Origin of the sequence: Polystyrenella longa (assembly GCF_007750395.1) — a bacterium.
Lineage (GTDB): Bacteria > Planctomycetota > Planctomycetia > Planctomycetales > Planctomycetaceae > Polystyrenella > Polystyrenella longa.
On sequence record NZ_CP036281.1, the window covers coordinates 413164 to 426699 of the forward strand.

General features: G+C 52.8%; 16 protein-coding genes. 15 read left to right on the forward strand and 1 reads right to left on the reverse strand.

Going from position 1 to position 13536, the window contains the following annotated elements; translation table 11 throughout:
• Positions 1-4: 4 nt before the first annotated feature.
• From Pla110_RS01490 to Pla110_RS01520, 7 genes are all read left to right on the forward strand, one after another.
• Positions 5-1264, forward strand: coding sequence for an RNA polymerase sigma factor (locus Pla110_RS01490; RefSeq protein ID WP_144992497.1), 1260 nt, complete (start codon positions 5-7; stop codon positions 1262-1264).
• A gap of 256 nt (positions 1265-1520) precedes the next feature.
• Positions 1521-2354, forward strand: a complete 834-nt coding sequence (locus tag Pla110_RS01495) for a YciI family protein (RefSeq protein ID WP_144992499.1) — start codon at positions 1521-1523, stop codon at positions 2352-2354.
• A gap of 62 nt (positions 2355-2416) precedes the next feature.
• The gene (locus Pla110_RS01500; RefSeq protein WP_144992501.1) at positions 2417-2902 is read left to right on the forward strand and encodes a YybH family protein; all 486 of its coding nucleotides are present in this window, start codon (positions 2417-2419) and stop codon (positions 2900-2902) included.
• Between the two features lie 84 nt (positions 2903-2986).
• Positions 2987-3337 carry a YciI family protein gene (locus Pla110_RS01505; protein WP_144992503.1) on the forward strand — a complete coding sequence of 117 codons (351 nt, stop codon included), beginning with the start codon at positions 2987-2989 and terminating at the stop codon, positions 3335-3337.
• Between the two features lie 42 nt (positions 3338-3379).
• On the forward strand, positions 3380-3937 hold the full coding sequence (locus tag Pla110_RS01510) for a DUF1579 domain-containing protein (RefSeq protein ID WP_144992505.1): 558 nt from the start codon (positions 3380-3382) through the stop codon (positions 3935-3937).
• 213 nt (positions 3938-4150) lie between these two features.
• The gene (locus Pla110_RS01515) at positions 4151-5455 is read left to right on the forward strand and encodes an APC family permease (RefSeq protein ID WP_231742805.1); all 1305 of its coding nucleotides are present in this window, start codon (positions 4151-4153) and stop codon (positions 5453-5455) included.
• Positions 5455-5904, forward strand: a complete 450-nt coding sequence (locus Pla110_RS01520; protein ID WP_144992507.1) for a DoxX family protein — start codon at positions 5455-5457, stop codon at positions 5902-5904. The genes Pla110_RS01515 and Pla110_RS01520 overlap by 1 nt, the downstream gene beginning before the upstream one ends.
• Before the next feature lie 7 nt (positions 5905-5911).
• On the opposite strand, the gene Pla110_RS01525 is transcribed toward Pla110_RS01520, so the two are convergent.
• On the reverse strand, positions 5912-6949 hold the full coding sequence (locus Pla110_RS01525; RefSeq protein ID WP_144992509.1) for a ThiF family adenylyltransferase: 1038 nt from the start codon (positions 6947-6949) through the stop codon (positions 5912-5914).
• A 179-nt stretch (positions 6950-7128) separates the two neighbouring features.
• Between Pla110_RS01525 and Pla110_RS01530 the strand changes: the two genes are divergently transcribed.
• The 8 genes from Pla110_RS01530 to Pla110_RS01565 all read left to right on the forward strand — a co-directional run bounded on the left by Pla110_RS01530 (position 7129) and on the right by Pla110_RS01565 (position 13528).
• Positions 7129-7485: a hypothetical protein gene (locus Pla110_RS01530; protein WP_144992511.1), complete on the forward strand. Its 357-nt coding sequence runs from the start codon at positions 7129-7131 to the stop codon at positions 7483-7485.
• 26 nt (positions 7486-7511) lie between these two features.
• Positions 7512-8126 (forward strand): ParB N-terminal domain-containing protein, encoded by a 615-nt coding sequence (locus Pla110_RS01535; RefSeq protein ID WP_197440430.1) that lies wholly within the window; start codon positions 7512-7514, stop codon positions 8124-8126.
• Between the two features lie 71 nt (positions 8127-8197).
• On the forward strand, positions 8198-8920 hold the full coding sequence (locus Pla110_RS01540; protein WP_144992515.1) for an ATP-binding cassette domain-containing protein: 723 nt from the start codon (positions 8198-8200) through the stop codon (positions 8918-8920).
• A 134-nt stretch (positions 8921-9054) separates the two neighbouring features.
• A complete protein-coding gene (locus Pla110_RS01545) occupies positions 9055-9411 on the forward strand; it encodes a GNAT family N-acetyltransferase (protein WP_144992517.1) in 357 nt (118 codons plus the stop codon).
• 31 nt (positions 9412-9442) lie between these two features.
• Positions 9443-9841 carry a hypothetical protein gene (locus tag Pla110_RS01550; protein ID WP_144992519.1) on the forward strand — a complete coding sequence of 133 codons (399 nt, stop codon included), beginning with the start codon at positions 9443-9445 and terminating at the stop codon, positions 9839-9841.
• Positions 9768-11270, forward strand: a complete 1503-nt coding sequence (locus tag Pla110_RS01555) for a terminase large subunit domain-containing protein (protein ID WP_144992521.1) — start codon at positions 9768-9770, stop codon at positions 11268-11270. Before Pla110_RS01550 ends, Pla110_RS01555 begins: the two co-directional genes overlap by 74 nt.
• Positions 11271-11355: 85 nt before the next feature.
• A complete protein-coding gene (locus Pla110_RS01560) occupies positions 11356-12744 on the forward strand; it encodes a phage portal protein (RefSeq protein ID WP_144992523.1) in 1389 nt (462 codons plus the stop codon).
• A 190-nt stretch (positions 12745-12934) separates the two neighbouring features.
• On the forward strand, positions 12935-13528 hold the full coding sequence (locus Pla110_RS01565) for a thioredoxin family protein (RefSeq protein ID WP_144992525.1): 594 nt from the start codon (positions 12935-12937) through the stop codon (positions 13526-13528).
• The last annotated feature ends 8 nt before the right edge of the window (positions 13529-13536 follow it).

The following is a 13536-nucleotide window of genomic DNA, read 5'->3' on the forward strand; positions in this document are numbered from 1 at the left end:
CTCGATGACAAGCCGGCAGCAGACGGAACTGGAAAATCAGATTACGATTCTGTATCAGACAGAATCGCGTCGAGTTCTGGCGACGTTGATTCGGTTGCTGGGCGACTTTGACCTGGCCGAAGAAGCGATGCAAGAGGCGTTCACTGCGGCGGCTGAGCAGTGGGCTGAAGAAGGTGTGCCTAAGCACCCTCGCGCCTGGTTGATCTCAACGGGCCGCTTCCGGGCTGTCGACCTCATTCGTCGACGGACGCACTTCCGGAAAATCCAGCCCGAGCTCACCGCCCGTGTCGAAGAGATCGTCCATCATAATGCGGATCTGGCCGATCACGATATTCAAGATGACCAACTCCGACTGATCTTCACCTGTTGTCACCCGGCCATTGACCCTCGCGTTCAGATTCCCTTAACGCTTCGCGAAGTCTGCGGACTGACGACCGACGAAATCGCCAGCGCTTTTCTAACGGCCCCCGCGACGATGGCTCAGCGGATTGTGCGTGGTAAATCGAAAATCCGTGACGCCGGTATTCCCTACATCATTCCTTCCGAAGCCGATTTGCCACAGCGACTCGATGCGGTGCTGTCGGTTATCTATCTCGTGTTCAATGAAGGCTATTCGGCCTCGGGTGGGGAATCGCATTTGCGGCCCGCGCTGTCCACCGAAGCGATCCGACTCGGCCGGTTGATGCTCGATCTCCTTCCTGATCCGGAAGTGATGGGGCTGTTGGCGTTAATGCTGCTACACGAGTCGCGCCGCACCGCTCGTCAGTCGGCGGACGGAGATATCATCCTACTGGACGATCAGGATCGAACGCTCTGGGATCAACACTTGATCACAGAAGGGCAACAACTTGTTGGACGTGCCTTTTCTTCTGGACAGATCGGGGTTTATTCCCTTCAGGCCGCCATCTCGGCAGTGCATGCCTCGGCGCAGCGGCCAGAGGAAACCAACTGGAGTCAGATCGTCGAACTATATGACACTCTCCGACAGGCGGAGAATTCTCCCATCGTCGAATTGAATCGGGCGGTGGCGGTCGCCATGCGGGATGGTGTGCAGGCAGGGCTGGATCTCATTCAGGCTATTCTGGATCGGGGGGACTTGATCGACTATCACCTTGCTCATTCTGCTCGGGGGGAACTACTTCGCCGGGTGGGCCGCATCGAAGAATCCCGAACTGCCTTTCTGGAAGCATTGAACCTGACCCGACAGGAACCGGAACGTCGCTTTCTCCGCCGTAAATTGCAGGAACTTGATTCAGCAGAATAGACAGTCGTCCGAGAAGGCAATGTCATTAACTCCTTTATTCCCTTCTGTTTAGAACCGCTCTGTTTTACAGGTCACAGAGTAAAGCGGATCGGTAAGAACTCAATAAAGACTTTCTTTTGAGAATTGTTACCGTGGTTGTCGATTTCCGAAGCTCCCATTCGACTATTACCTAAACAGGGCCTTGGAGTCATTTCAAGGCGAACAATAGATAGACCACTCAGGCCACATTGAAGTGCCACTTTGAAGGGGAAGACCGATGAAAGTCATGGTGCTGGTGAAAGCGAATGCTGATTCCGAAGCGGGCAACATGCCCAGTGAAGAAATCCTGACGGAAATGGGGGCGTTTAATGAAAAGCTTTCTCAGGCGGGAGTCATGCTGGCGGGCGAAGGGCTCCATCCGACTTCCAAAGGGAAGCGGGTCGCGTGTGAAGGACAGAAACGCATCGTGACGGATGGTCCATTCGCCGAGACCAAAGAACTGCTCGCCGGTTTCTGGATGTGGCAAGTCGAGTCGATGGAAGAGGCACTCGACTGGGCCAAACAAAGTCCGTTTCAAGAAGGGGAACTGGAGTTACGCCCTGTCTTCGAGGCAGAGGACTTCGGCGACGAATTTACTCCGGAACTGCGCGAACAGGAAGAGGCCCTCGCCGCGAGGAATTCCCTGCGGTCCGCAACGGTTCAACCTTATCTCTTCTTCGGAGGGACCTGCGAAGAAGCCCTCGAGTTTTACAAACAAGCTGTCGGAGCGACCGTAGATTGTCTGATGCGATTCAGTGAATGTCCCGACCCTTTTCCCGAAGGAATGCTGCAGGAGGGCTTTGAAAACAAAGTGATGCACGCCCAGTTCCGCGTCGGCCAGATGAGCCTGATGGGATCGGACGGCTGCAACGATACCGCTCCCTTCTCCGGTTTTCGTCTGGCACTTTCTGTCGCCACCCAGGCGGACGCCGAACGGACCTTCAACGCGCTCGCCAAAGGGGGACAGGTCGACATGCCGCTGGAAAAAACATTTTTCTCTCCCTGCTACGGTCAATTAACAGATCAATTCGGGGTGGGGTGGATGGTCATGGTGCCGGGCGAACCGGGGTAGGTCGTCGTCTCTCGATCACTATCACTTAGTTCAAAAACAAGACGCAAATCAGGAGAATAAAAATGACCACTTATCAAAACAACACCGCAGACGAAAACATGATTCGGGAGATGATCGACAAATGGTCCCGAGCGCTCGAAGCGAAAGATCTGGATGGACTGACGGCCGACTACGTTCAGGACGCCATTTTGTTCGACGCCATTCCGCCTTACAAGACGGTCGGAGTCGAAAATATCCGCAATGTCTGGGCCAACTGTCTGCCTCATTTCCCGGAATCATTTCGCTCGGAGCATCGTGATCTTGAAATCCATGTCGAAGGGAACACCGCCTTCATGTATGGATTACATCACTTCATCCCCGATGATCCCCAGCACCCCTGTGGAATGACTTGGATGCGAATCACTGTGGCGTATCGTAAGATTGAAGGGAAATGGAAAGTAATCCACGAGCATGCCTCCATTCCCTTTAACCCACTTAACAATACAGCCTGGACCATCGACGATCCGGATAAACTGGACGCTCCCGACTGGAGCCAACCCGAAGCGTAAACACTAAACTTCGATACGTTCCCGTTACAAACATTGTGAAAATATTGAATCAGACAATTTCGTATTCCTTATTAGGATCTTATTATGAAATACATGTTACTCATCTACGGTGATGAAAACAGTTGGACGCCAGAGGAACGCGAGACCTGCATGCGCGACTCGATGGCGATCTGTCAGGAACTCGAAGCGGAAGGGAAGTGGATTGCTTCCTCGCCTCTGCGTTCCATCTCAACGGCGACCAGCGTGCGTGTTCGGGAAGGAAACCAGCAAGTGACAGATGGCCCCTTCGCCGAGACAACCGAACAACTTGGTGGTTATTATATCATTGACGTCGACAACCTGGACGAAGCAATCGAGATCGCCAGTCGCATTCCCCCGGCCAAGAAGGGGACTGTCGAAATACGTCCTTTGGATACGATGCCCGACGAACTATGATGACACTTTCACCAGCTTAACACTCAGTCAGGAATTGGTATTATGAATCGTATACTTATCGCACTCAGTTGTTTCGTTCTGCTCAACACATCGCTCCTATCGGCGGAACCGGAGTTCCCGCAAGCTCAGGAAGAGCATGTCTGGCTGAAGCAATTCACGGGCGAGTGGACATCGACTTCGCAATCGATTGGTAATCCCGATCAACCCTCTGTGGAGTGCTCGGGGAAAATGAGCTCTCAGATGCTGGGGGACTTCTGGGTCGTCAACCGGATGGAAGGGGACGCAAATGGAGAAACGTTCCAGGCGATTCAGACAATTGGTTATGACGGTTCAAAAAACAAATACGTCGGTACCTGGGTCGACACGATGATGAATCAACTCTGGCACTACGAAGGAACCGTCGACGATTCCGGAAAAAAACTAACACTCCTCGCTGAAGGCCCTTCCTTCTTCGATCCGGAGAAAACGGCGAAATACCGCGACAGTTACGAATTCAAATCGAACGACAAAATCATCGCCACTTCGGAAGTGATGGAAGAAGATGGAGAATGGGTGATGTTCATGAAAGGGGAACTGCAGCGAAATAAAACAGAGAAATAAATCGAACTGGCATTGGCCTGCACCGAGCCCTCAGCTTTTAATCCAAGTGATCCTAATCCAAGTGAGTGTAAGGCATAGCAATAGCCCATTCCTTCAAAGTTCAACGACGTCTTGGATTGGTATCTCCCGCAACAGTCTGGTACGGTGACTTGAATCGGCCAGACTGGTTGGATCTCTGGGCAAAGAAAACTGCGGCACGACGGGAATTCGATAGTGAGTACATTACAGCGGGAAGTTGGCCTCATCGGGGCGATGATGATGGGGCTTGGTTCGATTCTGGGAACCGGGGTTTTCGTGAGTGTGAATATCGCTACTGAAGTCACCGGCCCGGCCGTGGTGTTGGCGATTGCTGTAGCAGCCCTCGTGGCCACCTTGAACGGACTCAGCAGCGCGCAGTTGGCTGCAAATCATCCTGTCAGCGGCGGCACCTATGAGTACGGTTATCGCTGGTTGACACCCACGCTCGGGTTCGTGGCCGGGTTCCTGTTTCTATGTGCCAAAAGTGCATCCGCCGCAACCGCCGCTCTCGGTTTCACCGGTTACTCACTCAGCTTTCTCGGTATAGAACGCCCCGACTGGGTCGTGCCGATTTCGGTGATCACGGTCGTGCTGGTAACGTTACTCGTTCTCTCGGGCATCAAAAGATCGAACGCGATGAACATCATCATCGTTTCGATTACGTTGATTTCGCTGGCCTGTTTCGTCTTACTTGGATTGTCTGCTTCGCTAAGTAATGCCGGCGAGAATCTGGTTCCCTTCTTTCAACCCGAAACCGGCGATACGCCTGTCGCCAGTTTTCTGGAAGCGTGTGCGCTGATGTTCGTCGCCTTTACCGGTTACGGTCGCATCGCCACCTTGGGCGAAGAGGTCCACGAACCTCGACGGACGATACCCCGTGCCATTATTGTCACTTTGATCGTCTCTTCGGTCGTGTATATGCTTGTCGGTTTTGTTTCCGTCGCAGCAGTTTCGTCTACCGACTTAATGGATTCGAGTTACAGTCAGAGTGCCCCGCTTGAACAGATTGCGAGGAGTCTCGAATTCTCTCCCTTGGCTCAGCGGTTGATTGCTGTGGGTGCCGTTACGGCGATGCTGGGTGTCCTCCTTAATTTGGTACTCGGTCTTTCCCGCGTCGCCTTCGCCATGGGGCGGCGGAGTGATATCCCCATTTATCTAGGGAAGGTTACTGAGAAGAACTCGAACCCCACGAATGCGATTCTGCTGGTGGGGGGCGTGATTTTGCTTTTAACATTGATTGGTAATGTGAAAACGACCTGGTCATTCAGTGCCTTCACCGTGTTGATCTATTACGCTATCACCAACCTCGCAGCGATTCGGCTAAGTGAAGCAGAGAGATTGTATCCTCACTGGATTCCCTGGGCCGGCCTGATTCTCTGCCTGTCGCTTGCCTTCTGGGTCGAGACTCGTATCTGGATAACCGGTACGGGCATTGTATTACTTGGTCTGGTGTACCGGTTTGTGCGGCACCAATTACTCAACTCTGGAAAGTCTGACTGATGAATAAACTGTTTACGAAACTGATGCAAACCAGCGGTGGTTTTTCAGTCTTGCTTATTCGAGCAATGGTCGGACTTGTCTTTCTCTCGGAAGGGATCCAGAAGTTTCTTTATCCGGTTACGAGGGGGGCGGGCCGATTCGAAGAAATCAGTCTCCCTATGCCCGACTTTCTCGGTTACTTCGTCGGCAGTTTTGAAATTGCCTGCGGATTACTGATCGTCATCGGTCTCTTTGTTCGTCTGGCTGTTATTCCGACGATCATCATCATGCTCGTCGCGATCTCCACCACAAAGATCCCCATGCTGGCGGAAGACGGATTCTGGGCAATGGCCCACGCCGCTCGCACCGACTTCTGTATGCTGCTCGGTTCGATCTTCCTCTTTCTCGTGGGTGCAGGCACCCTCTCCTGCGACCGGGTTCTGTTCTGGAAACGCTCCCGCGAAAAGTAATCTACCCTCAACTGCCGATATAGCGGGCGTAGAGCGTTCGGGCTTCGCTGATGTCGTCGGTCCCCTTGATGATGGCGCGACCGTCAGGGAAGAGGGTGAGTTCGTGTTCGGATTCGTTCAGTTTCGCTTTTAATAAAAAGCGGTTCTGAGTGACCGTGGCCGAGTTCTGTAACTTGCGGTTCAACTCATCCAGGTTCATCTTGAATCCGGCCGGGGGCGAAACTTGTACCGCGTTGCGACCGCAGAGAATGACGGTTTGCGAACCTTCGCGTCCATCGAGCCACAATCGTTCCCCCTTGTGGCAGGCAGGGCAGTCGCCCCGTTCCCGCAGCGTCTTCATGTTCATCTTCCGCAGGGAAAGATCCCATACGTCGACGATGGTGAGAACCGGTTCAATGGCGTCCCGTTTGCCGCTGAGAACTTTCATCGCCGCAACGCATTCCAGAGAAGAGACCACGTTCACTGCCGGTCCAAGAACGCCCGCCGTGTCGCACGTCTCAACCGAGCCAGGTTCGGGGACTCTCTCTATCAGGCAGCGCAGACAGGCAGTCTCGTGCGGGAAGATCGTCATCGTCTGACCGTGTGATCCGATGACACCGCCATAGATCCACGGAATGTTTGATTCCAACGAGTAGTCGTTTATGAGGAACCTGATTTCGAAATTATCCGTTCCGTCCAGAATCAGGTCGACCCCTTCTGCAAACTGAGCGATGTTGGTGTGATCGATATCGGCGACGTGCGGTTCGATGGTCACGGAGGAATTGATCTTGCGCAATTTCTCCGTAGCAGCGATCGCTTTGGGAAATTGGGACTCGATGTCCGCTTCATCGAAGAGGACCTGCCGCTGCAGGTTGCTCAGTTCCACAAAGTCTCGGTCGACGATGCGTAATGTCCCGACACCGGCGCGGACGAGTGTCTCGGCGATAACAGTTCCGAGTGCTCCACATCCACAGAGCAGGACAGTCGAGTCCTGTAGCTTCTGTTGTGCAGCGGCGTCCCAGTCGGCGAAAAGCAGTTGTTTCTGATAGCGGTCCGAAGGAAGCATTTCTCGGATTATTTCTGTTTTATAAACGGGGATATCTCAAACAGCCAAACGGCAGGCTGACTTCATTTTTGCTACACCTGAGACAGTTTACCAGTGTCATAATTTGACGCACACAGCAGGCTGATCAGAAACAGCAGAAAATGAATCGCAAATCTTCATCGAGAGGAATGAGCATAACGATGTCGGTGACGAAATCAAACGGAACCAAGGTTGTCCTACCCCGGTTAGGCGTGGATCACCTCTGGGAGGACATGAAAAACCATTACGCCGCTCTCAACCAGGTGAAGTGGAAGCACTTCGCCATGCTGACGCTGGCCGAGTTGGGGAACTGGCCGATTGACCGCATCGCAATTGTGATGGGGCACAGTCCCGGTCATGTATCGCGATGTATTGAAAAAGTGAAAACAGAATTGCGTGAACATTTCAATGATCCGTTTTTCGAAAACGAACCCGAAATGCAGCAATCCAGCGACCACAGTAATCCTGCGGGCCCGGGTGTTGCGCAACGGGCAGGTCGTTCCGCTTTCGATAAATAACTTTCGTAAGAATGAAAAGGGTAAGTATGTTCGCAGAAATTAATCCCCAAGTTGAGGGGAAGGGGGGAATATCGTTTCCCTTACGCAGGATGCCGATCACGGAACTCAAGCCGGCTCCATACAATCCTCGCATTCCGTTGGAACCAGGGACTCCCGCTTATCGTCGGTTGGAACGTTCGCTCCAGGAATTCAGCCTGGTGCAACCCATTGTCTGGAATGATCAAACGGGGCATATCGTCTCCGGCCATCAACGGGTGGAAATATTGAAGGACCGGGGAGAGACCGACATCCCCGTACTAGTGGTTTCGCTGTCCACGGAACGGGAGAAGGCTCTCAATGTGACATTGAACAACCGGCAAGTCGGAAGCGATTGGGATCAAAATGCGTTAGCCACATTGATGACGGACCTCGTCGATCTTCCTGATTTTGACGCGACTCTTACCGGTTTTGATGAGAGGGACCTGAACGACTTCCTGTTTACTCCCGATCCCAACTTTGAACCCGAAGAAGAGGAGGCGGAGCAAAATCATGTTTTAGTGACATTGGAAGTGCCGCCCGAACACTGGACGGAAATCCAACAGGACCTGAACGAAATAATCAGACGCTGGCGAGTACCTGTGCACGTGCAATTACCCAGCTAATCAAGTCATTAATTCTCTTAGTACCTTCGAGTCTTCGTGGTTCAAAACAAATCAGGAAATGAATCTTAACTATGAAAGTTTCTGTCATTCATCAATTTCAACCGAAGTCACCTTCCATTAACACATCGATGGTGATGGACCACTTTGGGATCGATCTTCAGCGCGAGGCACAGGAGATCATTCCCGAGATGGAGTTACCGATCGAGTCTGGTCAGGTTGTCTGTTTTACGGGCCCATCAGGATCGGGAAAGTCGAGTTTATTACAGAACGTGGCCACACAACTGGAGGGGGTTCTGGATGTTGAACGGCTTACGTGGGAAGAGAAGCCGCTGGTCGATTTATTTAAATTGCCAGTAGAAGACTCTCTTTCTCTGTTGGCTGCCTGCGGGTTGGGGGAAGCCCGTTTGGCGTTGAGGTCACCGGGGGAACTGAGCGATGGACAACGGTTTCGCTTCCGCTTGGCTCTTGGGTTTGCAGCAGGACCAAAGTGGATTCTCTGCGATGAATTCACGGCGACGCTCGACCGGAAACTGGCGCATTTGGTGGCCGGCAATATGCGACGACTGGCCGAGCGATTCGGGGTGGGTTTGTTGCTGGCCACGACACACGAAGACATTGTCGAAAGTCTGCAATCCGATGTGCATGTGCAATGTCTGGGAGAGGGTGTTGTGGAAGTGAATACAGACGACGGTAAAAAAAAAGAGACGACTTCTTCCGTCGGTTCTGGATCAGCGAAGGAAACTCTGCCGACTGGCCGTACTTCGCTCGGTGGAATTATCGAAGTCATCGCCTAGGCTGCGTTCGCCGGGTGACATTACTGTGGAATGACTCGAGACCAGTTGGGATCGCCGCGTTCACCTCGGCTCCGTTATCGCTGCGACCAAGAAATCGGTTCTTCAACCGCAAGGGAACCTGGAACCGCGTTCAGATGCAACAGGTGGATCGACAAGTGGTGATGCTTTCCCGGATTGTATTGCATCCGGACTATCGCGGACTCGGTTTGGCGCATCGGTTTGTACGGGAATCCTGCCACACGACTTCGTGGCCGTGGATTGAATGCCTGTCAGAGATGGGGAGGTTTAATTCATTTCTGGAGCGAGCGGGATTTCAGAGGATCGGTGTTTGTGGAAAAGGTCGCGCCGGACTGCAACAACATTCAGCACTTTACGGAACAAGGAAACGGCATGGCAAAAAAAGGACGCTCACGAAAAGCACCTTCGAAAAAAGTCGCTACGCGCGCCCGATCTATTACCTCCTCGACAATCGGGAGCACTTCGAAAAGTAAGAGCAAGCCAAACGGTATGAGAAACAGACTGTTGACGAATACCGAACAACGAGATGTCCTGCAGTTGGTGCAGAAGGGGGCGTCGCCTATGGGGGCCTGCCAACAGATGGGACAGACGACAGGTTCCTTTCTACGAACCTTCACCGAGAAGGAGAGCTTTCGCGATGAATACTACGCTGTGATGACATTACTGAGCCAGAACGTATTGATGGCATTGTACCGGCAGGCAATGGAAGGCAGCGTGAGTGCTCAGACAAACTGGCTAAAAGCGATGCCACCACCGGGATGGGATGGTGTGCCTGCGATTGAGCATGTTCCTCTTTTTAGTTTTGACGAAACTCTGGATGACTTATCGGATGACGAACTTCTTAACCTGGCTCGAGCGATGGAGATTGAAGTGCCAACTGCAATTGAGAAAAACGGCTCATGATCGATTGTTGGCCCAGTCGCCCGAATATTTTCGGAACCAACTCCGAATTGAATCGGAAGGTCATCAGCCATTACGAGAAATTCTGGAACCCTGGCAGCAGGACGACTTCGCGGCACTCGATCCGGCGTGGCGATGGCTGGCGGAGGATCGAAAGCCTTCCAGACAAGGCAGGTTAATTCGACGGGCTTACATCGAACGCCCACGCGGACATAGTAAGACGTCCGACATGGCGGTGCAGATAGCATGGATCTTGCAGTATGCCAAACAGAATCTACGTGGAGTCGCGGCGGCTGCAGACCGGGATCAGGCGGGGTTGATTCTGAACGCAATCCGAAAGTTAATTCAGCTGAACCCCCAACTCTGCCGCGACCTCGTTGTGAGAAAAGAGTACGTCGAGAATCAACTGACAGGAAGTCGGCTGGAATTGATCTCGTCCGACGTTCAAAGTTCGTGGGGAATCCTGCCTGACTTTGTGGTGTGTGATGAACTGTGCCATTGGGAGAAGGCCGATTTGTGGTACTCGCTGTTGTCCTCCGCATCCAAACGGCGGCATTGTTTGCTGATCGTATTAACAAACGCAGGCGTTGGGCGGGACTGGCAGTGGGAAGTGCGGGAGAACGCTAGACGACATCACCGGTGGTACTTCGCCTCGCTTGATGGACCCCATGCGAGTTGGATTCAGCAGGAGAGCCTGGAAGAGCAACGGCAATTGCTTCCACTCCCAGTGTACGAGCGGTTATGGCTCAATAGATGGCAGCATTCGGATGGGGAATTCGTCACCTTGGCGGAAGCAGAAGCTTGCCGATTGGACTCACTCGTTTACTGTGACCGGGGCGAACCTCAGTATGAATATATCGCCGCGATCGACTATGCCGAAAAGCGGGATTACACCGTTGGCATCGTCCTGCATTGCGAAGGGGAACGATTGATTGTGGATCGGATGGATGTTGTCGTGCCTTCTGCCAATGAACCGACGCCTGTGGCGTGGGTGGAGGAATGGATGCACGAAATTGCGTCGTCGTTCTCCGTGCAGCGATTCATCATCGACGAGTATCAATTGCTGGGCACGATCCAGCGACTGGAGAACGAGTATCCTATTCAACGATTCGAGTTCGCCGGCAGTCGTGGCAATCATGAACTGGCGATGTTGCTACGGCAATTGATAGTCGGGCGACGGGTTCGGTGGTACTCCGGTTGTGGACAAATTTCGGGAGGAGAGAGACAGGATGACTTGGAGACTGAACTCGCTTCATTGTTGTTGAAGCAGTTGGGACGGGGACGCATTCGCATCGATCATCAGTCTCGTCTCGGCTATCACGACGACCGGGCCTTCGCATTGGGGGCGGCTTGTCTATACGCCGTCAAAGGGACCGCTTCGTCCGACTGGTTGGAGATGACCTTACCTGATGAAAGAGGATTTCAGTTGTAACCTGAAGCGGTAAGAGCGTGTGGAAACAGCCAGACGCAACAAACTTAGATCTACGAATTTAATAATTAACAGGGAGTAGCGATTGATGTTGAGTTTCATTAAAGACCGGTGGCGGATTGCGCAGTTGAAAGCGGAGTACCAGCGGCGAGTGCAGGAGAATCTGTTGGAGCTGGTCGAAGCGAATCATTCTCGACCAGTGGCTGACGATTCGGGGGAATGGATGCAGGTGGGTAAATCGAAAACAGGAGCAACTGAATCGGAGCAGGCGGCGACCCGGGATCAGGTGCGGAAGATGGTTCACGAGAATCCTCACGCGCGGAACATTCTAAGATTGATGGAAGTTTATGTGGTTGGACCAGAATTGCAGTTGAGTCATCAACCGCAGTTACGGGAGGGAGAGCAGGAAGACCGGGAACTGACGCGCTCGGCGACCACCCTTTGGAAGGACTTTCTGTCCGAGAACCAACGACATTTCAGTTACCGGGAATATGCGAAGCGGACATGGCGCGATGGAGAAACCTTTCTTCGTCAGTTTGATACCGAGGTCTGGCCACCGACAGTACGGTTTATTGATCCGGAACAGATTGGGGCGACAGCGGAGTTACCAGACAGCGAGGGAATCATTACTCAGCGACACGATGTCGAGACGCCGATTTATTATTTGCAAGTCGATGCGAACACGGGTGAACTGCTGGAACAGATTCCGGCGGCGGAAGTTTTTCATACAAGAATCAATGTAGATTCCAACCAGAAGCGAGGGGAGAGCCTGTTCGCTCCGATACTCGCCTGCCTGTCGTCTTTTAACAGATGGGTCGAGACCGAACTGCTCGCGCGAAAGTTACAGGCCTCCATTGTGTTGTGGCGAAAGGTGCAGGGGTCCGCCTCGGCAGCGACGAACCTGGCGGAGAGCGCCCAGACATCTTCGACGCGATACGGAGGAGACAGTGTGCGGCGGGAACGCTTTGCTCCGGGAACGATTCTAACGACTTCTGCTGGAACGGACTTGCAGTACCTCTCGCCGAATACAAACTTCGGTGACGCCGTTCCGCTGGGACGATTACTGCTGTTGTGTACGGCGGCCGGAGCGGGGCTGCCTGAGTTTATGCTGACGTCGGACGCAGCGAATGCCAACTATTCATCAACGATGGTGGCCGAAGGACCGGCTGTGAAAATGTTCCAGTCGGAGCAGAACTTCTTTGCCAATGAGTTCACCAGGATCTGGCGCTGGGTTATGCGAGAAGCGATATCACAACAGTTACTGCCCGACGACTTTCTCGATCGGTATCGCCCCAGTTGGAACTTTCCCCAACTCGTCAATCGGGATCGATCGCGCGAACGGTTGGCAGATACCCATATGGTCGATCATCAAATTCTCAGCCGGGCCGAAGTCGCCCGGAGAGATGGAGTTGATCCCCATACGATGCAAACGGAAATCGATCAGGAAACTACCCGGCAGGCGAAAAAGGCAGCTTAAGGTTTAGGCTGGCACGATTGTACGGGCCCCTTTTTTCGGTGTTTTATGAAACTCGGAACCTTGTGAATAGGCATGATCACCACTTTCCGGAGGTACAGTCCTTTTTTCGTAAGTGGGGTTTGAATAGAATGAAAACTCCTCCGCTGTGACTTTGCATTCTCCTGAACTTTTCAGATAAGGATTTCTCCTGATGGTTAAAACTGCTTCCACCATGATGCCGCTTGGTCAGGCTGCGCCTGATTTTTCACTACCGAATGTTGATGGCAACACGGTTTCGCTCAGTGATTTCAAAGGTAAAAAAGGGCTGGTTGTCATCTTCATGTGTAATCACTGCCCCTTCGTGATTCATCTGGCATCCGCGATTGCAGAGTTTGGCAAAGAGTACCAGGAGAAAGGATTGGGAGTCGTCGGGATCAGCTCGAACGATGTCGGGACTCATCCGGATGACAGTCCCGAACTGATGATCAAAGAAGCGGCGGAGCGGGGGTACAGCTTCCCCTATCTGTACGATGAAACTCAGGACGTTGCCAAAACCTATCGGGCTGCCTGCACCCCCGACTTCTTTCTGTTTGACAGTGACTTGAAACTGGTCTACCGCGGTCAGTTCGATTCCAGCCGACCCGGGAATGATCTGCCTGTGACAGGACAGGATTTACGCGGAGCTTGTGACAGCCTACTGGATGGACGTCCGGTTGATTCGATTCAGAAACCGAGCATCGGTTGTAACATCAAATGGAAATCGGACAGTGTGCCCGACTACTTCACGGGGCAACCTGCGGAATAGAACCGTTA